Raw genomic sequence first — 24,664 nt, 5'->3', positions numbered from 1 at the left:
ATATTTTTATCCTTATGTTTTCCGTCTTCAACAGATGCAGAAACAGGGACATTCTGTTGGAACAATACTCCTTTGACTTGGAATGTCCCGCCTCATTTCTTTTATCATGGCAAGGATGTTAAGAACAATGCTTATCAATATTGGTAAAATGAAGTAAATATTTACCGGGTGAATATTTGAAAAACATCAAGAGGATTAATATTACCTATTAAATTAGGTAAAAGTGCACAAAAATAATATGATAAAAATGTTGAAAATAGAAGAAAATACAAGAGTTAAACTAAAAATGTTGAAAAATTACTTAGTAAATTATATAATAATTTTATAGAAAAAAGAGGAGGTATTTTTATGAAAAGAAAGTTGGCAGTATTGTGTATGTTATCACTGACAGCAGTAACTGTATTAAGTGGATGTGGCGGAAGCAAAACCAATCAGGATACAGCAAAAGACGGAAAAACAAAAATTCGTTTTGCGTCCTGGGATGTGGCGGAAGATGTAGACCGCCAGCAGGAACTGGTAGATAAGTTTAATTTGGCACATGATGATATTGAAGTAACTCTGGAAGCCTATGGACAAGATTTTGATACAAAAATCAGTGCAGGCATGGGATCCGGGGATACTCCCGATGTAATGTATATGTGGAATTATCCGTCATATTATCAGGGGTTAGAACCGTTAGGCAGCTTTATTGAAAAAGAAGGGGAATCATATAAAGCAAATTTCTATGACACCTTATGGAATTACAATTCCATGGATGGACAGATATATGGTATTCCGATCGGATTTACAACACACACCTTGTTTTATAATAAGGATTTATTCCAGGAAGCAGGAATTTCTGAGCCAACCAATGATTGGACCTGGGATGATTTGCAGCAGGCGGCAAAGACCATATCAGAAAAAACCTCTGCAAAAGGCTTTGCATTCCCGATGAAGCCGGATCCATATGATTTTGAAATGTATTTATGGAGCAATGGAGCAGCATATTGTGACAAAGAAGGAAACCTGGAGGGAAATATTAATTCCAAAGAATCAGAGGAAGTATTTCAGATGTTCCAGGATATGGAGAAAGAAGGGTATGCAGTTGCCACGGAAAAAAGCGGGACTGATGAATTCCGTTCCGGCGCTGTAGCAATGTATGTTTATGGTGCGTGGTCAATTAATTCCCTGAAAGAAGACGGGTTAAATTATGGCGTGGTTGCGATTCCTGCCTTTGCCAATGCAGGGAAGGACTCTGTCAGTATATTAAGTTCTTCCGGTATTTCCATTTCCAAAGACAGCAAGAATAAAGAAGCTGCTTGGGAGTTTGTGAAATTCTGGACAAATGAAGAATCCAATAAAGCACGTATTGGTTTGGAATTACCGGTATTAAGCAGTGTTGTAGAGTCTGAAAAGATTATGGATCAGCCGGAGTATGCGCCATTTTACTTAATGCTTGAACAAAGCACCGGTTATACTTCTGCAAGCTTTATTATTAAAGAATGGTCTGAATTATCAGAAAAGCTGTCCCTGTCCTTTGAAGAAGTATTTAATCCAAGCTCTCTTCAGAGCGTGCCGGATGTATTGAACAGTGCAGCACAGAAGTAAAACAAAATAAAAAGAAGAATCTGGCCGTCTGGTGAACAGGCCAGACGGCCAGATTCCTCTAAGGGGCTACGAAAAAAGAATCAGCTTAATGGGAGAAACGCTATGAAGCAAAAAAAGTTTATAAGGAATGCAACTCCGTATTTCTTCATTACTCCGTGGATTATTGGGTTTTTAGTATTTACAATCGGACCGCTTATTCTGTCCCTGGGCATGAGCTTTTTTGACTGGCCATTGACGTCTGATCCGGTATTTAAGGGGTTTGGCAATTATACTGAGATGTTCACAAAAGATACTCAGTTCTGGAAGTCCCTGACAATCAGCCTTAAGTATGCGGCGATTTTTGTACCGTTAAATATGGCAATTGCGCTCTTTCTTGCTATGTTGATCACACAACCGGTAAACGGCGTAAAAATATACCGTACGATTTTCTATATACCGGCAGTTATTTCCGGTGTGGCAGTATCGATTATCTGGGGCTGGATTTTAAACGGGGACTATGGGGTATTGAATTATTTATTATCCTTACTGGGGATTACAGGCCCCAGGTGGCTGGTAGATCCTGCCTGGGCACTGTTTGCAGTAATTTTGGCCAGTGCTTTTGGTGTAGGAACCATGATGCTTATTTTTTACACGGATATTAAGAATATCCCCATTGATTTATATGAAGCATCATCCTTAGATGGAGCCAGTCCTGCAAAACAGTTTTTCTGCATTACGCTGCCGATTATTACACCAACAATTTTATTTAATTTAATTACTTCTGTCATCAGTTCCTTCCAGCAGGTGACGCTGGTAATGCTGCTGACCGGAGGAGGTCCGTTAAAATCCACCTATTTCTATGGGCTGTATACTTATAACAATGCGTTTAAACACCATAAGCTGGGTTATGCAAGCGCCAATGCATGGGTGATGTTTATTATTATCTTAATTCTGACGGCATTGATCTTCAAGTCTTCTTCTACATGGGTATTCTATGAAACGGAAGCAAAGAATGGTAAGAAGAAAAAGGGAGGGAAAAAATAATGAAGATGTCCATGAAATCAAAAGTTATTATCTATACCCTGCTGACTGCTGTTGCAGTTTACTTTCTTGCACCTTTTATTTATATGTTCTTTACTGCCTTTAAGACAGAAGCAGAAGCCATTGCTTATCCGCCCCGGCTATTTCCTTCCAAATGGCTGTTTGAGAATTTTAAAAATGCATGGCAATCACAGCCTTTTGGCACATATTTAAAAAATTCTATTATCATTACGGTTATGACAACTGCAGGACAGATCATTTCCTGTTCTCTGGTGGCATATGGTTTTGCAAGGTTTGAATTTAAGGGAAAAAACCTGTTATTTATGATTTTGCTTTCAACGATGATGATTCCATGGGATGTTACCATGATTCCTCAATATATGGAATTTAATTTATTTGGCTGGATTAATACGTTAAAGCCGCTGATTGTGCCGGCATGGTTTGGCTCTGCCTACTATATTTTCTTAATGAGGCAATTCTTAATGGGGGTTCCCAAGGATTTTGAAGAGGCGGCGCGAATTGACGGTGCCAATGCATTTCAGATTTATTGGAAAATTTTCATGCCAATCTTAAAACCCTCCCTCATTCTGGTAGGTGTCTTAAATATGATTACGGTGTGGAATGATTATCTGGGACCATTGATCTTCCTTCATGACAGAAGTAAATATACACTTGCTTTAGGACTTGCAACCTTTAAAGGAATTCACAGCACACGGATTATCCCTATGCTTTGTATTACGATCATTATGATTATACCGCCAATTATTATATTCATTATTGCGCAAAAGTATATTGTAGAAGGGACAAGTGGTTCTATTAAATAGAAAGAGCAGCCGGGTTAAGTATTTCATGTGCATCTGTGCACGGTTTTCTTCCCGGCTATATATTTGTTTGACATAAACACATAGAGGAGAAACAAAGATGACAAGGCGAACAAAAAAGAGATGGGAAGACCAGATGCTGGGACATATTGGAAGAAGGGAAGCCCGCACAGAGTTTTATAAAGATTCTGCTTCCAGAATTAATTTAAATGGAGAGTGGAGATTCCTCTATTTGGAAGCGCCGGAACTGTCCCCGGAAGGATTTATGAACAGAGGAACAGGAACAGACTGGGATACGATTGATGTGCCTTCTGTGTGGCAGTTAAGAGGATATGACCGGATGCACTATACTGATGTATTATATTTATTTCCAATCAATCCGCCTTTTGTACCTTCAGAAAATCCTACAGGAATTTATAAAAAAACAGTCCATTTAAACAGGGAGTGGATTCAGAATGATACGATTTTAAAATTTCATGGTGTGGACAGTGCATTTGATGTATGGATCAATGGGACCCATGCAGGCTACAGCAAGGTCAGCCGCCTTCCAAGTGAATTTGATATTACAGCCCATGTCCGGGAAGGGGAAAATGAAATTACAGTACGGGTCTATAAATGGTCCGATGGAACGTATTTGGAAGATCAGGATATGTGGTGGCTTTCCGGGATTTACCGGGATGTGGAGTTAATCAATGAGCCGGAAGAAAGTATTATTGATTGCACGGTAGTTGGTGATCTGGACAGCTCTTATAAAAATGGAATCTTAAGAGCAGACATTACCACAAAGCAGGAAACATGTGATGGTACATGGAAATTAGAAAGAGATGGAAAGGCAGTTGCCGGCGGAAACTTCCAGTCAAAAGAGGGCAGGGCACACTTAAAAGAGATGATTTCCGGTGTGGACCTTTGGACAGCAGAAACCCCTGATTTATATGAATTAACAGTATCTGCAGGTGAGCATGAAATCGTGGTGCGGGTGGGATTCCGTAAGGTTGAAATAAAAGATAATAACTTTAGGGTGAATAATCAGGTGATTCTGTTAAATGGTGTGAACCATCATGACTTCAATCCCAAAGAAGGGCGCTGTGTCACACGGTCACAGATGGAAGCAGATATCCTGCTTATGAAACAGCATAATATCAATGCGCTGCGCTGTTCCCACTATCCTGCCAATGGATATCTGTATGATTTATGTGATGAATACGGACTCTATGTGATTGATGAGGCAGATTTAGAATGCCATGGATTTGAATGGGTAGAGCGGTATGACTGGATTACAAATGACCCGTCCTGGAAAGAGGCCTATGTGGACAGAAGCGTGCGCATGGTAAAGAGGGACCGGAATCATCCATGCATTATCATGTGGTCCCTGGGAAATGAATCCAGCTTTGGCTGCAATTTTAAAAGTGCTGCCAGGGCAGTAAAGGAACTGGATGACACAAGGCTGCTCCACTATGAGGGAGATTATGAAGCAGAAGTGACTGACGTTTACTCTACCATGTACACAAGGCTTAATAGGCTGAAAGAGATTGGAGAATCAGATTCTAAAGGGAATAAGCCCCACATTATGTGTGAATATGGACACGCCATGGGAAATGGACCGGGCGGCTTAAAGGCATATCAGGAGATGTACCGCAAATATAAACGGCTTCAAGGCGGTTTTCTGTGGGAATGGTATGATCATGGAATTTATACGGAAGAAGGAAAGGAAGCCTATTATCGTTATGGAGGCAATTACGGAGATTTTCCAACTAATGGGAATTTCTGTATCGACGGGCTGCTGATGCCGGATAGAACCCCTTCCCCCGCAATGCTGGAATACAAACAGGTCATTGCACCGGTGGAAGTGACAAGGACAGGTGCAGGACGGGAGGTTCTTGTAAGGAACCATTATGACTTCCTGACACTGGGGCACGTTACTTTAAGATGGGAGATCCAGGCTGAAGAACATATTATTCAGGAAGGAACCATTACTCATATGAACGCCCTTCCTCATGAAGAAGAAAAGGTGACAATACCCTTCCTTCCATTCATGCCTGAGGCAAACACTGATTACTATCTGAATATTACGGTATGCCAGAAAGAAGATACAAACTTTGCAAAAGCCGGCTATGAAATTTTAAAAGTACAGTTTCCATTGAATATAAGCTGTGATGTGCTGGAGGAACGTCCAAAAGGAGAACCTTTAAAGGTATCTGAAACAACGGATATTCTCAAGGTAGAAAATGGAGCGGTTACGGTAACCTTCCATAAAATATTTGGGAAGCTGCTGTCTGTTGCAGCAGGAGACCAGGTATATTTAAGTGAAGGTCCGGTAATGAGCGTATACCGTGCCACCATTGATAACGATATGTATAAAAAAGAGGATTGGATGAATAAATATTTTATTCAGAAATCCAGTGAACAGACAGAATATGTTACTTGTAAAGCAGGGGCGGATCAAGTAGTTGTTACCATTGGAAAATATTTTGGCTGCTTAAATCAGTCATGGGGCTTTGAATGTGATTATGAATATACCATCTACTCCTGCGGCCAGGTTAAAGTGAATTTGCAGGGCAGGGCGGTTCAGAGAGGAAAGCTGGAACCTTCTTTCCTTCCCAGAATCGGTGTGGTCATGAAGGGAAATAAGTCCCTGCAAAAGGCAGTGTGGTATGGCCTTGGACCAGATGAAAACTATTCAGACAGCAAAGCCGCCAGCATTATGGGTATTTATTCCAGCTCAGTGGATGAGATGGGAACCGATTATGTATTCCCCCAGGAAAACGGCCACAGGGAAGAAGTAAAGTGGTTTGGGATAGGAGATGGGAATAAGAGCCTGTTATGTAAGATGGAAGCGCCTATGGGACTGAATCTTGCAAATTATACAGATGAAAGCCTGGAAGAGGCAAGACACTCATTCCAGATACAGCGGGCAGACCATGTTGAAATCCATTTGGATTATTTACAGTCCGGCCTTGGAAGCAATAGCTGCGGAGAGGAACAGTTAGAAGAATATAAAGTAAAGCTTCAGGACTTTTCTATGGTATTTGTGATGCAGGTGGTTGATGATGGGGAAGTGAGAAAGGAAGCAAAGAAGCGTTATTTGGAGTAGGAAGAGATAAAGGAGCAGTCAAAGAATGATAAAAGAGAGATTTTCAGGAAAATTAAAAGAGATGCTAAGCTCCGATGACTGGATGATTTTGCAGCCGGAATATGATCCGGAAGAAAATTTAAAGTTTGAAAGCTTATTCAGTTTATCCAATGGTTATCTGGGGATCCGGGGAAGTCATGAAGAAGGAGGGAAAACAACTCTTCCCTATTTATACATTAACGGAGTATTTGATAAATCAGAAACCTTTATGAGAGAGCTTGCTGCCCTTCCTAACTGGCTTGGGATAAAGCTTTATATTGAAAAGGAACTGATTGGAATAGAGGACTGCCAGATTCTTAAGTTTACCAGAGCCCTTGATATGAAACAGGCCCTTCTTGCAAAAAGCTTTATATTGCGGGATAAAAAGGGAAGGGAAACCCTAGTGGAAGGAATCCGGTTTGTAAGCCGTGCCAATGTACACCGCATGGGAATCAAACTGTATGTCACACCGTTAAATTACAGCGGGATCATTGAAGTGGAAAACATCATTGACGGCACGATTATCAACTTCCATGATGCCCCCCGTTTTAAAGTAAAACATACGTACATGACAGCCAATGAAACCCTTGATAAAGACGGTATTTATATGGAGGTTGCCACCAGGGATAACCATCTTCATGCAGGGGCTGGATGCCGGCTGGAAGCCTATAAAAACGGCAAGGGTATTTTGAAAAACAGGATGTTCCACGCCTTTGGGGAACAGGGAGTGGAGTTTGGTGATTTTGATGCCGTAGAAGGAGAAACCGTAGAAATCATAAAATATGTGTCCATGTATACGGAACGTGAGGCCGCAAGATACGCACTTCATATGAAGGTAAAAGAAGAAATAGATGGATTTTTGGAAACAGGGTTTGAAGAAGAACTGGCAGCCCATAAGACGGTTTATGAGGGTATGTGGAAGGCCGCTGATATCCGTATTGCAGGTGATGATGAGCTGGACCGGGCAGTCCGTTTTAATATTTTCCATTTAATGAGCACGGGCAATGAGAGAGATACCCGGGTCAATGTAGGGGCGAAGCTCCTTTCCGGCGAAGAATACGGAGGGCATGCCTTTTGGGATACGGAAATATTCATGCTTCCCTTTTTTGCATACGTTTTCCCTGAAACAGCGAAAAACCTGGAATCTTACCGGTATCATCTGCTGGAAGCAGCAAGGGCAAACGCCAGGAAAAACGGCTATAAAGGCGCCCAATATCCCTGGGAATCTGCGGATGACGGCACAGAGCAGTGCCCTGATTGGACCATTGAGCCGGATGGTTCATGCTACCGCTGTTATGTAGCCGTTTATGAGCATCACGTGACTGCAGCAGTTGCTTATGGCATTTATAATTATGTAAAAATCACCAGGGATATGGATTTTTTACTGAACCAGGGAGCGGAGATATTAACAGAGACAGCAAGGTTTTGGGCTAGCCGGTGTGAATATGTGGCAGAAAAGGACCGCTATGAGATCAATCAGGTAACCGGTCCTGATGAATGGCATGAGCCGGTGAATAACAATCTTTATACCAATTATCTGGCCAAATGGAATCTGCGTTATGTGATTTCCTTAATTGATACCCTTAAGAAAGGACATTCCAAAGAGTATGATGCGCTGATGGAAAAAACAGGGCTGACTGCTCAGGAAATCAAAGATTGGGAGATTGTCCAGGAAAAAATGTACCTGCCAAGAAAAGAAGGCACAGACCTTTTGGAGCAGTTTGAAGGTTACTTTAAACTGGAAGATGTGGTGATTGAGAAATACGACGAAAATGACTGGCCTGTCCGTCCGGAAGCCTTGAAAACCAGGAGAGCGAGCCAGACACAGATTATTAAGCAGGCGGATGTTGTTATGCTGCTCCATCTCATGGGACAGGAATTTACGGAAAATGAGATTCGGAAAAATTACGAGTATTATGAGAAACGTACCCTTCATGGTTCTTCTTTAAGCCCAAGCATTTACTCTGTTATGGGATTAAAGGTAGGAGATGACTCCAAGGCATACCGTTATCTGAAACGGGCAGCCTTCCTTGATTTGCTGAATTTACAGAAAAATACAAGAGAGGGGATTCATGCCGCCAATACAGGAGGCGTATGGCAGACCGTGGTATTTGGCTTTGCCGGGGTTTCCATTGGGGAAGACGGTATGCTGACGGTACGTCCTCACATGCCAAAAGAATGGGAAGGGCTGGAGTTTTGCCTCCACCACATGAATTCCCGGTTAAGGATCACCATCAGCAGAGATAACAGCGTCTTAGTAAAGGTATTGGATGGAGAAGCTCTGGAAGTAAATGTGAACGGGCAGATCGTAAAGGCAGGAAGGGAATAGAGAGGACATATTCATGAAAAAAAGGCTTGCAATCGGGGGGCTTATCTTAGTAACCATTATATGGGGCGGCGGTTTTGTTGCCAGCGACATGGCACTGGAGAGCATGAGGCCATTCCAGATTATGGCGGTCCGGTTTCTGTTAGGCACTGTTTTAATGGGGCTGATCAGCATCCGGTCCTTACAGGGAATCACAAAATCAGAAGTAATGGCAGGAGGGCTTATGGGAGTCGCCCTCTTTGCCGGATTTGCATTTCAGATTGTGGGGCTTCAATACACAACACCTTCTAAAAATGCTTTTTTAACAGCATTAAATGTAGTGATCGTTCCGTTTATTTCATTTCTGATCTTAAGAAAGAAAATAGGAGCAAGAGGGATAGCCGGGGCAGTGATGTCCGTAGCAGGCGTGGCCCTGCTGTCGCTGGATCGTAATTTTTCTTTAGGCCTTGGGGACGGGCTGACCCTTATTTGCGCTGTTGGGTTTGCATTTCAAATCTTTCTCACAAGTGAATTTGTAAAGAAATACCGTGCTACTGTATTGAACTTTATTCAGATGATAACCGCGTTTCTTTTATCTTTCATCAGCCTGATCGCCTTTGGAGAGACGCAGTTCCACGTGACTGGAAAAGGAATATTAAGTGTGCTTTATTTAGGAGTGATCAGTACGACGGTATGCTACCTGCTTCAGACAGCCAGCCAGAAATATGTGGATGAAACAAAAGCAGCCATTATTCTGTCTTTGGAGTCCGTCTTTGGAACGCTGTTTTCTATTCTGATTCTTGGGGAAATTGTTACCCCCCGCATGCTGGCGGGCAGCGTGATCATCTTAGGAGCAGTTGTAATATCAAATCTTTCGGAAGCCGGGTAAGCAGAACAGGAGGAATTCCTTATGAAATATAAGGCAGTTATTTTTGATTTAGATGGGGTTATCTGCCACACGGACAGATACCATTATCAGGCCTGGAAGCAGATTGCAGATGAACTGGGCGTTTATTTCGATGAAAAAATCAATAACCGTTTGCGGGGAATAAGCCGCATGGAAAGCCTGGAGATTATTTTAGAGAACTATCACGGAGATATGAACCAGGAAGAAAAGACGTCTTTAGCAGAAAAGAAAAATGAGATCTATAAGGAATTACTAAAACATATGAGCCCGGAAGATCTTTCTAAAGAAGTTAAGGAAACACTGGATGCCCTCCGCTTAAAAGGGCTGAAGCTTGCCATTGGCTCTTCCAGTAAGAATGCAGGATTTATCTTAGAGCGCCTTGGACTTTCCGGGTATTTTGACGCCATTTCTGACGGAAATAATATTACTAAATCCAAACCCGATCCGGAAGTGTTTATAAAAGCGGCCGGATTCCTTTCTGAGGATCCGGAAAACTGCCTTGTAATAGAAGATGCCAAAGCCGGACTGGAGGCTGCTAAAGCCGGAAATATGGACTGTGGGGCAATTGGGGCTGGGATATCCTGTAACATTGCAACTTATGTATTAAACACATTCTCTGATTTGCTGGATATCGTAGAACCATAATGAATCCCAAGGCGGACCGCAGTAAACTTGGTATTGCAGCCGGTATATGATGATAGTTGCGGCACAAAATCAGATATGATAAAATAAGGACAGTATAAGAAGCGAGGAAGGAAAAAATAGTGGCAACAATTAAAGAAATAGCTGAGATGGCAGGCGTTTCTGCTGCGACCGTATCTCGTGTCCTTAATTTTGATGACACGTTAAATGTACAGGACGAGACGAAACAAAGGGTGTTTGAGGCCGCAGAGCGGTTAGAATATCAGATGCGGAACAAGAAGAAGTATAAAAAGAAATTAAAGCTTGGCATGATATCTTCCTATTCCCTGGAAGAGGAATTAGAAGATACCTTTTATCTGTCTGTACGCATTGCGATAGAGAGGAAAATAGAAGAGGAAGGGTTTAAAAAGTTTACGGTCAATTTAGGGGATTCGGTAGAAAGCACATCGAATCTGGACGGATTGATCTGCCTTGGGACCTTTAGCGAATCCATGGTAAACAAGGTAAAAGACTTTCATAAGCCGGCTGTTTTTGTGGATGCATTAGGTGATCTGGATTTATTTGATTCCGTGGTAACGGATCTAAAGCACTCTGTAAAGAAGGTGCTCAGCTATTTTTTACAGGAAGGCCACAAAAAGATTGCATTTATCGGAGGCCGTGATGTGGATGCTGACGGGAAAGAAGTGGTGGATTTAAGGGTTCCTATTTACCGTTCCTTCATGGAAGAGAGAGGGATTTTAAATGAGGATTATATTAAAATAGGCGGCTATACGCCTAAGCATGGATACAGGCTTGGAAAAGAACTCCTGGCTATGGAAGAAAGGCCAAGCGCTATCTTTACTGCAAACGATTCTTTAGCCGTTGGCTGCTATAAAGCCATACAGGAGGCAGGTCTTGGAATTCCGGAGGATATCAGTGTGATCGGATTTAATGATATCTCCATTGCTAAATATTTGGTTCCCCCTCTTACAACGGTTCATATTTATATGGATTTTATGGGTTCTCAGGCGGTAAGCATACTGGCTGAAAGGATATATTCCGGCCGTGAGATCAGTATGCATATTTCATTACCAACAAAATTAATGGTTCGGGGAAGTGTCAGTAAATGGAAGGGCGGGAATTAGGTTCCATCAGCCCTTTAAAGATGCTGTTTCTTCGCATTTATGCGGAAGGAACAGTATTTTTTTGATTTTAATAATCTTCTTGACAAGCAGCTGTTTCCGGATTAAACTTTAAGTGTCCGAAATCGGATACTTAATGATAGAGGAGATTCTGGAATGATGAAACAGATCAAAAAGCAACTGGAAATTTTAAACCAACAGGAAAAGGAGCTTACAGCGATCTATCACAGCGCTGCTATCAAATTCGGGATTTCTGACAGTGAATTTTGGGTATGGTATTCCCTTTTAGTCTTGGGAGGCGAGTATTCCCAGCAAGATATCTGCGATATGTGGTCTTTGCCGAAACAGACCGTTAACTCCGTAATAGCAAATTTAACAAAAAAGGGCTTTGTATTTCTGGAAACAGTTCCAGGCACACGCAACCGGAAGATCATCCGTCTGACGGAAGCAGGAAAAAGGTTTGGCGAAAACAGGGTTCTGCATATATATGAAGCAGAACAGAGAGCCATAGAAAAGATGCCGGAACAGGAACTGCAGACATACATCGCGTTGATGGGGAAATATATTACCCTTTTGCGTGAAGAAATCAATAAAGAATAAACAATTCATGAAAACAGGCAGAAAGGAGAATTATGAATCAAGAGCCGCAAAATAAGATCCTGACAATCCCCAATATGCTTTCCGCTTTACGCCTTTGTATGATACCGTTTCTTGTCTGGCTATACTATGTAAAACAAGATTATTTATGGACAGGAGGCCTGCTGATCCTGTCCGGCCTGACAGATGTTGTAGATGGTTTTATTGCAAGGCGTTTTCATATGATCAGCAATTTGGGCAAGGTATTGGATCCAATTGCCGATAAGCTGACCCAGGGAGTCATGCTTTTTTGCCTGATCACCCGCTTCCCCTTTATGATGGCGCCCCTTGTCCTTTTGATTCTGAAAGAGATATTTGCAGGAATCACAGGATTTTTGGTGATCCGGAATACGGGGCAGGTTTTCGGGGCCAATTGGCATGGAAAAGCAGCTACTGTTCTGCTTTTTGCCATGATGATCCTTCATGTGGTATGGAATGACATTCCCACGGTATTATCGAATATCCTTATTGCAGTTTGCCTCGCTATGATGTTTGTTTCTCTTGTTCTATACGGAATTCGTAATATATGGGCATTGAAGAACACAAACAAGATTTTGCCAGGAAAGGAGAAAAACCATGCAGAATGACAGAATCAACTTGCTTGTAACCTTTGATAAAAACTATATAAAACCGTTTCAGACCATGTTAATGTCTCTGCTTAATAATAATCCCCGGGAAATCTTACACGTATGGCTGCTCCATAGTGCAATCCCCCAGGAGGAACTGCAGGAGCTGGAGGAATACTGCAGCTTACACTGCGTACCCCTAACTCCGCTGCAGGTAGACCGTGCAATGTTTCAGAATGCCCCCATTTCAAAAAGGTATCCCCAGGAGATGTATTACCGCTTACTGGCTCCCCATCTTCTGCCCGTGTCTGTGGAAAAGATTCTTTATCTTGATCCGGATATCCTTGTGATTAATCCGATCCGCCCGCTGTGGGAGGTGGGGCTTAACGGGAATGCCTTTGCCGCCGCGTCCCATACCGGAATTACGGAGATCATGAATGATATCAATCGTGTAAGACTGGGAACCGAGCATGATTATTACAATACAGGTGTTATGCTGATGGATTTAACAAAGGCCAGGGAGATCGTAAGGCCGGATGATATTTTTCAGTGTGTAAGCGAACACGAAACAGATCTTCTGCTTCCGGACCAGGATGTTTTTAATTATCTGTATGGACAGAATACGCTGCAGGTGGATGACGCCATATGGAACTATGATGCCAGGTATTATTCCAATTATCTGATTCGGAGCGGCGGCATCTGTAATCTGGAATGGGTGATTCAGAACACGGCGATTCTTCATTTCTGCGGAAAGAGAAAGCCCTGGGCAGCTTCCTACTCCCATCGTTTTGGGGCGTTATACAAGCATTATATGCAGGCCGCCGCCAGATAGCAGTCAGAAACCGCAGGTGAGATCGCAGGGCAGGATACCAGCGGATACAGCAGCAAAACGGCATAGTCAAAGCTGACTATGCCGTTTGGTATACAAAGACTTCTTTCGCCTATTCTTCGATGACCTGAATCTCCAGAAAATCAAAATCAATGTGCTCTATAAAATTATCCTGGGTAAACCTGGCTTTGGAATGTTTTTGAAACTCATGGACAGTAGCATCCAACCACATGGGTTTTCCAAGATCGAACTGGAGGCAGATGTCATCAAGCGCCTGAAAGACCATGGAAGTCCTGGAAAGGCTGTAGTCTGAGATGCAGATAACAGTGTCTCTCATGATCCTGGTGTCTTTCATTAATTTTGCCCACATACGAAACATAATCGAATTTTCCTTTCTAAAATAAGGGGATGCCATCAGTTGTTTTTATAATGCAACGATTATAGCATTATTACTCAGAAAAAGGCAAGAAGGAAAATGCCGGACATTGTAAAATAATGAAAATTATGATAGAATCTTTGTAGGAAAAACCGAAGGAGGAAGACTTAAGATGGCGCAACCCATAACAGATCAGGTTGGATTTCTTGGAGAGGCCTGCAGGGCTGTCCAGGAATTATCTGCAAGCAGGAGTTTATTGGAAAAGTTCCGCCTGGAGGAGAAACGTCTGGAAAAAGAACTGGATGCAGAAAGAAAGGCTGTGACAGATGCCATCAGCCTTACGGTGAAGAAACGGATCGAGGAAATTTGTGACACCTATGACAGGGAAATAGCCAGGGAACAGGACCGCTTAAAACGGGTGAGAGGTAAGCGGGAGAAGGCGAAGACCCAGGGAGTCAGGGAACGGATTGAAGAGGAGACGGCAGAGCTTAAGGGAAACAACCGGGAATTAATGCTGCAGATGAAGTCTGTTTTCCAGCAGGACCGGGTTCCTGGATTTTGTAAAAGCGGCTGGTATTATGCCTTATATCTTCCCAGGGGATTTTCAGAATTCCTTGTGCTGCTTTTAAACATTTTTTTGTTCTTTCTTTTAATCCCCTGCGGAATCTATCTGCTGCTTCCGGAGAAGTCACCGTTCTACCTCATGGGAATTTACTTTGCTGCCATCCTGTTTTTTGGGGGCCTTTACATCCTCATTAATAACTTTACCAAGGTGAGGCATCAGGGCGCATTGAGAAAAGGGAGGTCTATCAGGGACATTATTAAGTCTAACAAACGGAAGATCCGTGTTATCATTCATTCCATAAAACGGGACCGTGATGAAGCCGTATACAATTTGGAGAAATACGATGACGAGATCGCCCGGATCGACCAGGATTTATCAAACATCGCCGATAAGAAGCGGGAAGCCTTAAATACCTTTGACAAGGTAACACGGACCATCCTTTCCGATGAGATTGCCAGCAACAGCAGGGATAAGATTGCAAAGCTTGAGGAAGCTTATGAAGGGGCAGCAGCTAACGCCAAGGAGGCGGAAATCAGGGTAAAGGAGCAGACCCTTTTTATCAATGACAACTATGCGTCTTATATTGGAAAAGAATTTATGGTTCCGGAGAGGCTTGATGAACTGGCCGATATGATCCGGATGGGCAAGGCTTCCTCCATCAGTGAAGCAAAAACTCTTTATAAGAGTATGAAAGAATAAGGTCAAGGTGCAGAATGAAAGCATGTATATGCTTTTTTCCTGCACTTTTTTAATTTAATTTACTTCATGAAGGCAGTTAAATTGAACCTGAATTTAGAAAATCAACCTTTCGTTGAACCAAAGGCCCACCGATTTTTCCCAGGACATTTCCTGGCCTCGCAAATGAATAATTCCATAAATGGCGGCTTATAATAGAACAGAGAAAATAAGGACAGCAAGGCAGGATATTATGAAATTATGGGAAAGAATTGCGATCCGCGGAAACCGGGACGTTTTTTATTATGATACAAAGCAGGCCTTCCAGGCAGAGGAGTTTGCTTCCAGGCTTTTTGACATGATATGTACGGAGCAGGAAAACGGAAAGGTGGCGGGAGTGCTGTTTTTATGCATTGGTACCGACCGCTCCACCGGAGACAGTCTTGGGCCCCTCATCGGCTACAAGCTGAAGGAAAAGGAACTGGAATATTTAGAAATTCTGGGGACACTGGAACGTCCGGTCCATGCCATGAATCTGGATACTTACCAGACTATTTTAAAGCTTCGTTATCCGAATCATGTGGTAGTGGCAGTGGATGCCTCCGTTGGGAGTATGGAACACATCGGCTATGTGACATTGGGAAAAGGAGCGTTAAAGCCTGGCCTTGGAGTCAGCAAGGAGCTTCGGGCCGTAGGGGATATTTTTATTACCGGGATCGTAGGAAGCTGCGGAAATTATGACCCTTTGATGCTGCAGAGCATCCGGCTTTCCATTGTTATGCGCATGGCTGACTGCATCAGCCACAGTATTTATCTTGTCGAAAAGTTATGGGAAAACACTGCCCTGCTTTGACACGATTTTCACCTGTTGTATGCTATGATTCATTGGATTAAAAAGAATAGCGGGGTGAGCCAATGGGTGAATTATATAATCCGTTCCCCAAGCTGCCGAAGAATATCAGGCAGATCGGGGAAAGGGATCAGAGTGTAAAATTATATGTGGAAGATTATGTAAATACTTATTTAAAACGTCTGTATCCTGCGGGTGGACAGGAACTGCGGGTTGGTCTTCTGTTAGGCGGCATGGAATTCAATGACGGAACGCCATATATCTTCATTGACGGAGCTTTGGAAATGGAGGATGTGGCGGAGGCCGGAGGCCGGGTGGTGTTTTCCGAGCTGTCCTGGAAAAGAACCTATCGGAATATGGAGCAGCTTTTTCCAAAGCGGTCCATACAGGGCTGGTTTTTATGCGGCAGGCCGGGAGATGATCTGAGTCCTATCAATTACTGGAAACAGCATATGCAGTATTTTGGAGGACCCAACAAGCTGATGTATTTAAGCACTGGAGCAGATGGAGATGAAACAGTTTACATAACATCGGAGGATGGATTTTACAAGCTGCGTGGATACAGCATTTATTATGAACGAAACCAGATGATGCAGGACTATATGGTACTGCGAAAGGATGTAAAACGTATCGAAACTGATACAAATGATAAGGTAATCGAAGAATTCCGCAAGCGGATGGACGAGCATAAGGTGGAAGCTACAGACCGGCATCAGACGGTAGGGCTTCTCCGGGGCATGTGTATGGCCATGTCAATCGTCATATTAGCTGGCGGAATTGTTATGTTTAATAACTATGAACGGATGCGGAGTATGGAGAGTGTGATCGCATCGGCCATTCCGGCCAAGGCGGAACAGATTCTGATTGGAAAAAAAGGCACGGAAATGGGAAACAAGGGCGAATCCAGGGTAGTTGTAGAGGAGGCAGAGGGAGGCGTTTATCCTACCACTGCTGTGAGTAAGGAGACCATGTCCGAGACAATGCCGGGACAATCCCAGGCTGAGACCAAGGCTGCAGAGACGATGGCCGAGGGTAAGACAGCAGAGACAATGGCTGAAAGCAAGGCTGCAGAGACATTGCCCAAGGAGACGCAGGCGGCGACCCAGGCAGCAACTCAGGCGGCCGTTCAGGAAACAGAGGCGGCAGCAAACGGGAGTCCGCGGGTTCATGTGGTACAGGAGGGAGAGACTCTTTACGGTATCTGTATAGCGGAATACCATACGGTAAATAAATTAAAGGAAATTTGTGAGCTTAACGGGCTGGATGATGAGAATAAGATTGTTGCCGGTCAGAAATTACTCCTTCCATAGAAAAATATAATGCGTTTCTTCTTAAAATGATGTATACTACCAGTATATATGGGTATTTTTGGGAGAAAATAGCATGATTGACAGGAACTCTATGAACAGAGAGATTAAGAAAAACCAGCTTCGGCGGCAGATTGTTTCATCTTCTCCTCAAGAGGGCGAAAACAGCCAGGAGATCATAAAGAAAGCCCTCACCAGGGTGAAAAAAAGAAGGATTAAGATCGCACTGGTGTTGTTTTTGGTGCTTCTCGCAGGAACCATAGGGATATATGAGTATTTTACCCTTTATCAATATACCCAGTATAGCGTAGCCTGGGCGAAGGAAATGAACGAGGGAAGCTATGTGGGATATTTAAGCTTTGGTTCCAATGTATTAAAATACAGCAAGGACGGTGCCTCCTATCTGGATTCCCAGGGAAAAGAAGTATGGATACAAAGCTATGAGATGAAGTCTCCCAGGGCATGCGTAAACGGGAATTATGCGGCCATTGCGGACCAGCAGGGAAATTCCATCTATATCTTTGATAAAACAGGAAATACCGGCATAGCGACCACGGTACTTCCTATTGTGAAAGCAACGGTGTCCTCTTACGGAGTGGCGGCCGCGATCCTGGAGGACTCCACGTCAAATTATATTTATTTCTTTAAGCGGGATGGAAGCGCCCTTGATGTGAAGATCAAAGCACTTTTAGGGGGGGATTCCGGTTATCCTGTGGATATCAGCTTGTCCCCTGACGGAACCCAGCTCATCGGAGCTTATGCATATTTGAAAAACGGAACTTTAAACGGCAGGGTTGCGTTCCACAATTTTGCGGAAATCGGTAAAAGCATTCCAGACAGGCTGGTGGGCGGTTTTGATGAGCCTTATGACTCTTCACTTGTTGCCCGGGTCCAGTTCCTTGACGATACATACTCCTGTGCCTTTGCGGACAACAGCGTATCCTTTTATTCCACAAAGAATGAGCTTTCTCCGGAGCTGATCCGGCAGGTGGCTGTGGAAGAGGAAATAAAGAGTGTGTTCTATTCGGAAAAATATGCAGGGCTTATTGTGGACAACCCGGAAGGAGAAAATCCCTACCGGCTGGATGTATATAAACCCAATGGGAATCTTGTATTTTCCAAAGGTTTCCAATACCAGTACACCCATGCTGATATTGACGGGGACCATGTAATTTTGTATAATGAAGATTCTTGCAGAGTCTATACCATGTCCGGAAGGCTTAAGTTTGCCGGGACATTTGATTTTCCGATATCTAAGATCCGAAACGGCAGGTTCCCCAATACTCTGATCGTAACCGGCCCCCAAAACATGAAAGAAATAAGATTACAAATAGGAGGACAATACCAATGAGCAACATCGATACCATGTCAGTCAATGCAATCCGTGTCCTTTCCGCGGACGCCATCCAAAAAGCCAATTCCGGACATCCGGGACTTCCGTTAGGCTGCGCATCAGCAGCTTATGAATTATGGGCAAACCACATGAACCACAATCCAGCAGATCCAGACTGGGCCAACAGGGACCGCTTTATCTTATCCGGTGGCCATGGTTCCATGCTTTTGTATTCCCTGCTCCATTTATTTGGTTATGGGAATTTATCAAAAGAGGATGTAATGAATTTCCGCCAGCACGGCTCTAAGACTCCAGGACATCCGGAGTATGGCCATACCGTAGGCGTGGAAGCGACTACAGGACCTTTGGGTGCAGGTATGGGTATGGCAGTTGGTATGGCCATCGCCGAGAAACATCTGGCATCCGTATTCAACAAAGAGAATTACCCGGTTGTTGACCATTACACCTATGCACTGGGTGGGGATGGCTGCATGATGGAGGGTATTTCCTCTGAGGTCTTTTCCCTGGCAGGAACCCTTGGCCTTGGGAAATTGATCGTTTTGTATGATTCCAACCAGATTTCCATTGAAGGAAGCACTGATATCGCATTTACCGAGGATGTCCGTAAGCGTATGGAAGCTTTCCACTTTCAGACCATTACTGTTGAGGATGGAAACGATCTGGAAGCCATTGGACGGGCTATTGAAGAAGCAAAAGCAGATACAGAGCATCCCTCTTTTATTACCATTAAGACCCAGATCGGCTATGGCTGTCCTGCAAAGCAGGGTAAGGCCAGTGCTCACGGAGAGCCTCTGGGTGCTGACAATGTAACGGCATTAAAGGAAAACTTAGGCTGGCCTTCCATGGAGCCGTTCTATGTACCTGAAGAGGTGTACAGCCATTATCAGAAGATCGCAGAGGAGAAGGCAGAGACAGAAGCGGCATGGAATGTGATGTTTGCCGCATACTGCCAGGAGCATCCTGATATGGAAGAGCTTTGGACTGCATACCATGATCCGGATGCAGGAGAAAAGGCCATTGCAAAATGTGAGGATTACTGGAAGCGGTCTGAGAAAGCGGATGCAACCAGGAATTTATCCGGGCAGGTATTAAACCGTTTAAAGACTTATATGCCTAACTTAATCGGAGGTTCTGCGGATCTGGCTCCTTCCAATAAGACCAACATGTCCGATATGGGTGATTTTTCAAAGGACAACGGCAGCGGCCGCAACCTGCATTTTGGCGTAAGAGAGCTTGGCATGACAGCGATCGGAAACGGAATGATGCTTCATGGCGGCCTTCGCACCTATATTGCAACCTTTTTTGTGTTTAGCGATTATACAAAGCCAATGGCACGCTTATCCTCATTAATGGGCGTTCCGCTGACCTTTGTATTTACCCATGACAGCATTGGCGTGGGAGAGGATGGTCCTACCCATGAGCCGATTGAACAGCTTGCCATGTTAAGGGCAATGCCTAATTTCCATGTATTCCGTCCCTGCGATGAGACAGAGACAGCAGCAGCCTGGTATTCTGCGCTGACCTCTAAGAAGACGCCTACTGCCCTTGTTCTTACAAGACAGAACTTAACTCCTATGCCGGGAAGCAGCAAGGAGGCCTTAAAGGGAGGCTATGTAATCGATGACTGTGAAGGCACCCCTGAGATCATACTGATCGCAAGCGGTTCTGAGGTGGAGCTGGCAGTCAATGCGAAGAAGCTTCTTGCAGGCAGAAAAGTACGTGTGGTTTCCATGCCCTGTATGGATCTGTTTGAGGAACAGACCGAAGAGTATAAGGAATCTGTTCTTCCAAAGACAGTTCGCAAGCGCGTGGCAGTAGAAGCCTTAAGTGATTTCGGCTGGGGCAAATATGTGGGCCTTGACGGAGCTTATGTGACCATGAAGGGCTTTGGCGCCAGCGGTCCTGCAAATCTTTTATTTGAACATTTTGGATTTACAGCGGAGAATGTGGCACAGGCCGCAAGATCCCTGGATTAACGAAAGAAACGAGCAGTGCGGAACAGGACAGGAGAAATTTTGTGAGCGGCACTGCGGACTTATAGTACGACAGGTAAAAGGAGTGTATTCAAAATGGAAATGAAATGTGTTGGCGTTGATATTGGCGGTACATCTGTAAAAATCGGAATATTTGAAGTGACCGGAGAGCTCATCCATAAGTGGGAGGTTCCCACCAGACAGGAAGAGGGCGGAAAATACATCCTTGAAGATACCGCAGCTTCCATACTGAAAACCCTGAAAGAGCTTGGTATTCCTCTGGAAGCGGTAAAAGGAGCAGGCATGGGAGTTCCGGGACCTATCATGCCCAGCGGATATGTGGAGGTCTGCGTGAACTTAGGCTGGCGCGATATGTATCCGGAAAAAGAGCTGAGCGAGTTGCTTCACGGCATTCCGGTAAAAAGCGGCAATGATGCCAATGTAGCGGCTCTTGGCGAGATGTGGCAGGGAGGCGGAAAAGGCTACGACGATATCGTTATGGTCACTCTTGGCACCGGCGTAGGCGGCGGCGTTATTATTGACCAGAAGATTGTCGCCGGAAAGCATGGCCTGGCCGGAGAGATCGGACACATCCATATCCGTGACGATGAAACAGAAAGCTGTAATTGCGGAGGCGTGGGCTGCGTGGAACAGATCGCCAGCGCAACGGGCATTGCAAGAGAAGCCAGAAGAAAAATGGCTGTAGTTGATACTCCCTCTGTTCTCAGGACCTTTGGTGACAGCGTAACGGCAAAGGATGTGCTGGATGCCGCCAAGGAAGGGGATGCATTGGCCTGTGAGGTCATGGAGGTTGTAGGCCATTACCTGGGCCTTGCCCTGGCTCAGATTTCCATGGTAACAGATCCGGAAGTCTTTGTCATCGGGGGAGGCGTTTCAAAGGCTGGCGCGTTCCTAATTGATTTAATCTCTAAGCATTTTGATAAGTACACTCCTATTTCTCAAAATAAGAGCGGCATTGTCCTGGCGAAGCTTGGAAATGATGCGGGAATTTATGGAGCAGCAAGGCTGATCCTTAATTAAGTATTAAGGCGGATTCTTAGGAATCCGCCCTTTTTATAGGTCTATGAATACAATTTTACTGGCAAATGGCCCTGGCAATCTCCGCTGCCTTGTTAAAGTCCTCTTCCTCCGGATTCCAAAGGCATTTGGCTTCAGGCTCCACCACAGAGAACCCGGCCTCTGTCAGCCGCTCCCGGAGGACCTTTGTTCCCTCTCCGCTCCAGCCATAGCATCCGAACACGGCAGCCTTTTTCCCTTTATATTTCAATTCCTTCAGGAAATCAAGCCATCCTCCCACGGAAGAGAGAATGCTGCCTCCTACGGTTGGAGAGCCGAGAGCGATTGCCTTTGATTTAAATACCTCTGTCATAATATCATTCTTATTTATCTTGGAAATATTAAAAATCTTTACTCTGGTATCCGGTGAAATCCGTGCGATTTCGGAACTGATCTTATGAGCCAGCTGCTTTGTCCCATCCCACATGGTATCATAAACCACGGTGATCTGATCCTCCTGATAGTTCTGGGACCATTCGTAATATTTTTCCACGATCTGCAAAGGATTCTCCCTCCAGATGGAGCCGTGGCTGGTTGCAATGATATCGATGGGCAGGTTAAGCCCCTGTATCTCCTCTATTTTCTTTTTTACAAGAGGAGAAAATGGAGTCAGGATATTGGCGTAGTACTTGATGGCTTCTTCCCAAAGCCGGCACTGGTCGGCTTTGTCATTAAATAATTCCTCAACCGCGAAATGCTGTCCAAAGGCGTCATTGGAGAAAAGGATATTATCACCTGTCAGATAGGTAGCCATGCTGTCAGGCCAGTGGAGCATTTTCATTTCCACAAAGACCAGCTTCTTGCCGTTTCCAATATCAACGGAATCCCCGGTTTTCACAACCTGATAATTCCATTCCGGATGGTGATATTGTCCGGTAAGGGATTTCACCCCGTTAGCCGTACAGTAAATAGGAGTGCCGGGGATTTTCTCCATTAATGCGGGAAGAGAACCACTGTGATCCACTTCTCCGTGGTTTGCAACAATGAAATCAATTTCCTTTAAATCAATCTCTTTTTCCAGGTTATCTATAAATTCCGTGGAATGAGGCTTCCAGACCGTGTCAATGAGGACCGTTTTTTCTTCCCTGATCAAATAAGCATTCTGGCTTGAGCCATGATTAATGGAGTAATCCGCTCCATGGAAGGATTCCAGCTCCCAGTCCATAAATCCTACCCAGTAAACATTGTTTTTCACAAGTTTGTTCATTATTCATTTCCTCCTTCATATTTTGGAAACAGCAGTGAATTTTCTGTAAATATATGAATATACACGTCTTTAACCAGTTCATGCAGCTTCTGAAAGGCCAGGCGGTACGAAGCGCAGCCGTCTTTTGGCGCAGTAAAATCATTGGTGCAGGCTGTGATTTCTTTTATCAGGTTCCCTGCCGCTTCATGTTCATCCTCCAGCTCCTTTACATATTCTACATCTTGCTTTCCGTTAAAGTTCTTTTTCATATAAGGGAAAATAAGTTTTTCTTCCTTTGCAAAATGTTCCTGAAGCTCTTTTTTCAAATCTGAAAAAAGTCCGTGTAAGGGAACAAGCTGCTCCTGATGGTGTTCATAATGGGCCAGCAGGACTTTATTGATCAGTTCATCAATTTCTGCCAGCAGGATTCTTTCCTTTGAATGATGTGTATTTATAATATAATCAATTAAATCTGGGATATCCATCTCTGCCAGATGTTCCACAGCCAGCACTTGTCCTTTGTTTGATTTATGAGGTTTATTCACAATCTTTTTATTCAGCAGTTCGATAAAGCTTTTTGACTCTATTCCCAGCTTTTGCAGGGCCTCTTCCAGGGCATCCTTTCCGCCGCAGCAATAATCAATGTGAAAATCATTAAAGATCTCAACTGCTTCCGGATAGGCCTTAACCACATCAGTTACTTTCATTTTACCTGTAATCATAGTTCTCCTCCTCTTTCCTGAATTCTCTGTTTTTCAGAAATGTTTGTTTGTAAGGCCAGTATATCCGGAAAAGAGAATAAAAAATGTGATTCAGATCATTATTTTAATTTTTTTCATTCAAAATTCATTTTCAAAGACATCTCTTAAAATATCTTTGTTACGGACGTGAATCTTACGGTTGCCTTCTAACTCAATGGCGCCTTCCCTGGAAAGCTCGCCCAGCTTTCTGCTGATGGTCTCTCTTCTGACATTGATATAAGCGGATATGTCATCTCTGGTCAATTCAATGGTTTCACCTTTGATCCGGCTGCTTCTGAATAAAAGAAAGCCGGCGACCCGGGCCTTGGCATCGTTTACAGATAATAGCTGCACTAGTTCATTTGCAGCCGATAACTTTTGTCCCACCACGTTTAGTATTTTGACTCCGATCTCAGGTTTTTTTAAGATCAGTTCCTGAATATCTGTCAGGGAAATAAGACACACTCCGCATTCTCCCAGGGCAATGGCATTTGCTTCAAAGGCTTTCCCAGCGAATATGTTCTGTTCTCCGTAGATATCGCCTTCTGTCAGCATATCAAGAACGTATTCCTTTCCTTCCAGGGAATAGCGGCTGATTTTGGCTTTTCCGTAACGGATGATCAGTATTTTATCTGCCGGGTCATACTCATGAAAAACAGTTTCTCCTCTTTTATAATCCAGATGCCGGGCCTTTGATATCAATTCTTTCTGCTCCTCTAAGGATAGGGGTTCAAAAAGAGGGATTTTTGAGGTGCATAGTTTGCTGCAGCAATTACACTTAAATTCCATGCCGTTCTCCTTTCGGACATTTGATTTTTATAGGAATAATTATATGATATCTGACAAAGGGAGGGAAAGATATTTTTACAATATCCTTCCCTCCCTCTTTCTTTTGTATCCTGTTTTTTAGATTACACAATGGCCATAACAGCTTTCCTCTTATTTACAATTTACTAAATTATGATATAATGGGAATACTTCACAAAGAAAAAGCCTCATAAAATGAGGAGACCCCGGT

21 protein-coding genes are annotated in these 24,664 nt (G+C 43.7%); 17 read left to right on the top strand and 4 right to left on the bottom strand.

Features of this window, described 5'->3' with window-relative positions; genetic code table 11:
* Nucleotides 1-348: 348 nt before the first annotated feature.
* From ABFV83_RS16690 to ABFV83_RS16640, 11 genes are all read left to right on the top strand, one after another.
* Nucleotides 349-1,587, top strand: a complete 1,239-nt coding sequence (locus tag ABFV83_RS16690; protein ID WP_349945401.1) for a sugar ABC transporter substrate-binding protein — start codon at nucleotides 349-351, stop codon at nucleotides 1,585-1,587.
* Between the two features lie 102 nt (nucleotides 1,588-1,689).
* Entirely contained in the window at nucleotides 1,690-2,610 is a 921-nt protein-coding gene (locus tag ABFV83_RS16685) for a sugar ABC transporter permease (RefSeq protein ID WP_349945399.1), read from the top strand.
* On the top strand, nucleotides 2,610-3,431 hold the full coding sequence (locus ABFV83_RS16680; RefSeq protein ID WP_349945397.1) for a carbohydrate ABC transporter permease: 822 nt from the start codon (nucleotides 2,610-2,612) through the stop codon (nucleotides 3,429-3,431). The genes ABFV83_RS16685 and ABFV83_RS16680 overlap by 1 nt, the downstream gene beginning before the upstream one ends.
* A gap of 97 nt (nucleotides 3,432-3,528) precedes the next feature.
* A complete protein-coding gene (locus tag ABFV83_RS16675) occupies nucleotides 3,529-6,519 on the top strand; it encodes a glycoside hydrolase family 2 TIM barrel-domain containing protein (protein WP_349945396.1) in 2,991 nt (996 codons plus the stop codon).
* A 25-nt stretch (nucleotides 6,520-6,544) separates the two neighbouring features.
* Nucleotides 6,545-8,866 carry a glycosyl hydrolase family 65 protein gene (locus ABFV83_RS16670; protein WP_349945394.1) on the top strand — a complete coding sequence of 774 codons (2,322 nt, stop codon included), beginning with the start codon at nucleotides 6,545-6,547 and terminating at the stop codon, nucleotides 8,864-8,866.
* A 13-nt stretch (nucleotides 8,867-8,879) separates the two neighbouring features.
* Complete coding sequence (locus tag ABFV83_RS16665) at nucleotides 8,880-9,731, top strand: DMT family transporter (RefSeq protein WP_349945392.1); 852 nt, start codon at nucleotides 8,880-8,882, stop codon at nucleotides 9,729-9,731.
* Nucleotides 9,732-9,752: 21 nt separating this feature from the next.
* Nucleotides 9,753-10,394, top strand: a complete 642-nt coding sequence (pgmB, locus tag ABFV83_RS16660; protein ID WP_349945390.1) for a beta-phosphoglucomutase — start codon at nucleotides 9,753-9,755, stop codon at nucleotides 10,392-10,394.
* Between the two features lie 119 nt (nucleotides 10,395-10,513).
* Nucleotides 10,514-11,515, top strand: a complete 1,002-nt coding sequence (locus tag ABFV83_RS16655; RefSeq protein WP_349945388.1) for a LacI family DNA-binding transcriptional regulator — start codon at nucleotides 10,514-10,516, stop codon at nucleotides 11,513-11,515.
* 153 nt (nucleotides 11,516-11,668) lie between these two features.
* Complete coding sequence (locus tag ABFV83_RS16650; protein WP_349945387.1) at nucleotides 11,669-12,112, top strand: MarR family transcriptional regulator; 444 nt, start codon at nucleotides 11,669-11,671, stop codon at nucleotides 12,110-12,112.
* A 32-nt stretch (nucleotides 12,113-12,144) separates the two neighbouring features.
* A complete protein-coding gene (locus ABFV83_RS16645; protein WP_349945385.1) occupies nucleotides 12,145-12,735 on the top strand; it encodes a CDP-alcohol phosphatidyltransferase family protein in 591 nt (196 codons plus the stop codon).
* Nucleotides 12,725-13,546: a glycosyltransferase family 8 protein gene (locus ABFV83_RS16640; protein WP_349945383.1), complete on the top strand. Its 822-nt coding sequence runs from the start codon at nucleotides 12,725-12,727 to the stop codon at nucleotides 13,544-13,546. The genes ABFV83_RS16645 and ABFV83_RS16640 overlap by 11 nt, the downstream gene beginning before the upstream one ends.
* Before the next feature lie 109 nt (nucleotides 13,547-13,655).
* On the opposite strand, the gene ABFV83_RS16635 is transcribed toward ABFV83_RS16640, so the two are convergent.
* Nucleotides 13,656-13,922, bottom strand: a complete 267-nt coding sequence (locus ABFV83_RS16635; protein ID WP_054739899.1) for a hypothetical protein — start codon at nucleotides 13,920-13,922, stop codon at nucleotides 13,656-13,658.
* Nucleotides 13,923-14,091: 169 nt separating this feature from the next.
* Between ABFV83_RS16635 and ABFV83_RS16630 the strand changes: the two genes are divergently transcribed.
* The 6 genes from ABFV83_RS16630 (at nucleotide 14,092) to ABFV83_RS16605 (ending at nucleotide 21,684) form a co-directional block, all read left to right on the top strand.
* Nucleotides 14,092-15,183: a hypothetical protein gene (locus ABFV83_RS16630; protein WP_349945381.1), complete on the top strand. Its 1,092-nt coding sequence runs from the start codon at nucleotides 14,092-14,094 to the stop codon at nucleotides 15,181-15,183.
* A 229-nt stretch (nucleotides 15,184-15,412) separates the two neighbouring features.
* A complete protein-coding gene (gene yyaC, locus ABFV83_RS16625) occupies nucleotides 15,413-16,012 on the top strand; it encodes a spore protease YyaC (RefSeq protein WP_349945380.1) in 600 nt (199 codons plus the stop codon).
* A gap of 62 nt (nucleotides 16,013-16,074) precedes the next feature.
* Nucleotides 16,075-17,319: a LysM peptidoglycan-binding domain-containing protein gene (locus tag ABFV83_RS16620; protein WP_349945378.1), complete on the top strand. Its 1,245-nt coding sequence runs from the start codon at nucleotides 16,075-16,077 to the stop codon at nucleotides 17,317-17,319.
* Between the two features lie 73 nt (nucleotides 17,320-17,392).
* Nucleotides 17,393-18,667, top strand: coding sequence for a DUF5711 family protein (locus tag ABFV83_RS16615; protein ID WP_349945376.1), 1,275 nt, complete (start codon nucleotides 17,393-17,395; stop codon nucleotides 18,665-18,667).
* Nucleotides 18,664-20,646, top strand: coding sequence for a transketolase (tkt, locus tag ABFV83_RS16610; RefSeq protein ID WP_349945374.1), 1,983 nt, complete (start codon nucleotides 18,664-18,666; stop codon nucleotides 20,644-20,646). Before ABFV83_RS16615 ends, tkt begins: the two co-directional genes overlap by 4 nt.
* Before the next feature lie 93 nt (nucleotides 20,647-20,739).
* On the top strand, nucleotides 20,740-21,684 hold the full coding sequence (locus ABFV83_RS16605) for an ROK family glucokinase (RefSeq protein WP_349945372.1): 945 nt from the start codon (nucleotides 20,740-20,742) through the stop codon (nucleotides 21,682-21,684).
* Nucleotides 21,685-21,739: 55 nt separating this feature from the next.
* Here the strand turns inward: ABFV83_RS16605 and ABFV83_RS16600 are convergent, their stop codons facing one another.
* The 3 genes from ABFV83_RS16600 to ABFV83_RS16590 all read right to left on the bottom strand — a co-directional run bounded on the left by ABFV83_RS16600 (nucleotide 21,740) and on the right by ABFV83_RS16590 (nucleotide 24,435).
* Nucleotides 21,740-22,927: an MBL fold metallo-hydrolase gene (locus ABFV83_RS16600; RefSeq protein WP_349945371.1), complete on the bottom strand. Its 1,188-nt coding sequence runs from the start codon at nucleotides 22,925-22,927 to the stop codon at nucleotides 21,740-21,742.
* Entirely contained in the window at nucleotides 22,927-23,628 is a 702-nt protein-coding gene (locus ABFV83_RS16595; protein ID WP_349945370.1) for a DUF542 domain-containing protein, read from the bottom strand. Before ABFV83_RS16595 ends, ABFV83_RS16600 begins: the two co-directional genes overlap by 1 nt.
* Nucleotides 23,629-23,745: 117 nt before the next feature.
* Nucleotides 23,746-24,435 (bottom strand): Crp/Fnr family transcriptional regulator, encoded by a 690-nt coding sequence (locus ABFV83_RS16590; protein ID WP_349945369.1) that lies wholly within the window; start codon nucleotides 24,433-24,435, stop codon nucleotides 23,746-23,748.
* Nucleotides 24,436-24,664 lie beyond the last annotated feature (229 nt).

The sequence above is a fragment of the Lacrimispora sp. BS-2 genome (genome assembly GCF_040207125.1).
GTDB lineage: Bacteria > Bacillota > Clostridia > Lachnospirales > Lachnospiraceae > Lacrimispora.
The sequence above is the reverse complement of the archived record's forward strand: the minus strand, read 5'-3'. Positions and strand labels throughout refer to the sequence as shown.

Excerpts from the sequence above, each read along its gene's own strand:
- ABFV83_RS16690 (WP_349945401.1), top strand. The coding sequence starts at position 349 with ATGAAAAGAAAGTTGGCAGTATTGTGTATGTTATCACTGACAGCAGTA.
- ABFV83_RS16685 (WP_349945399.1), top strand. The coding sequence starts at position 1,690 with ATGAAGCAAAAAAAGTTTATAAGGAATGCAACTCCGTATTTCTTCATT.
- ABFV83_RS16680 (WP_349945397.1), top strand. The coding sequence starts at position 2,610 with ATGAAGATGTCCATGAAATCAAAAGTTATTATCTATACCCTGCTGACT.
- ABFV83_RS16675 (WP_349945396.1), top strand. The coding sequence starts at position 3,529 with ATGACAAGGCGAACAAAAAAGAGATGGGAAGACCAGATGCTGGGACAT.
- ABFV83_RS16670 (WP_349945394.1), top strand. The coding sequence starts at position 6,545 with ATGATAAAAGAGAGATTTTCAGGAAAATTAAAAGAGATGCTAAGCTCC.
- ABFV83_RS16665 (WP_349945392.1), top strand. The coding sequence starts at position 8,880 with ATGAAAAAAAGGCTTGCAATCGGGGGGCTTATCTTAGTAACCATTATA.
- pgmB (WP_349945390.1), top strand. The coding sequence starts at position 9,753 with ATGAAATATAAGGCAGTTATTTTTGATTTAGATGGGGTTATCTGCCAC.
- ABFV83_RS16650 (WP_349945387.1), top strand. The coding sequence starts at position 11,669 with ATGATGAAACAGATCAAAAAGCAACTGGAAATTTTAAACCAACAGGAA.
- ABFV83_RS16645 (WP_349945385.1), top strand. The coding sequence starts at position 12,145 with ATGAATCAAGAGCCGCAAAATAAGATCCTGACAATCCCCAATATGCTT.
- ABFV83_RS16640 (WP_349945383.1), top strand. The coding sequence starts at position 12,725 with ATGCAGAATGACAGAATCAACTTGCTTGTAACCTTTGATAAAAACTAT.
- ABFV83_RS16635 (WP_054739899.1), bottom strand. The coding sequence starts at position 13,922 with ATGTTTCGTATGTGGGCAAAATTAATGAAAGACACCAGGATCATGAGA.
- ABFV83_RS16630 (WP_349945381.1), top strand. The coding sequence starts at position 14,092 with ATGGCGCAACCCATAACAGATCAGGTTGGATTTCTTGGAGAGGCCTGC.
- yyaC (WP_349945380.1), top strand. The coding sequence starts at position 15,413 with ATGAAATTATGGGAAAGAATTGCGATCCGCGGAAACCGGGACGTTTTT.
- ABFV83_RS16620 (WP_349945378.1), top strand. The coding sequence starts at position 16,075 with ATGGGTGAATTATATAATCCGTTCCCCAAGCTGCCGAAGAATATCAGG.
- ABFV83_RS16615 (WP_349945376.1), top strand. The coding sequence starts at position 17,393 with ATGATTGACAGGAACTCTATGAACAGAGAGATTAAGAAAAACCAGCTT.
- tkt (WP_349945374.1), top strand. The coding sequence starts at position 18,664 with ATGAGCAACATCGATACCATGTCAGTCAATGCAATCCGTGTCCTTTCC.
- ABFV83_RS16605 (WP_349945372.1), top strand. The coding sequence starts at position 20,740 with ATGGAAATGAAATGTGTTGGCGTTGATATTGGCGGTACATCTGTAAAA.
- ABFV83_RS16600 (WP_349945371.1), bottom strand. The coding sequence starts at position 22,927 with ATGAACAAACTTGTGAAAAACAATGTTTACTGGGTAGGATTTATGGAC.
- ABFV83_RS16595 (WP_349945370.1), bottom strand. The coding sequence starts at position 23,628 with ATGATTACAGGTAAAATGAAAGTAACTGATGTGGTTAAGGCCTATCCG.
- ABFV83_RS16590 (WP_349945369.1), bottom strand. The coding sequence starts at position 24,435 with ATGGAATTTAAGTGTAATTGCTGCAGCAAACTATGCACCTCAAAAATC.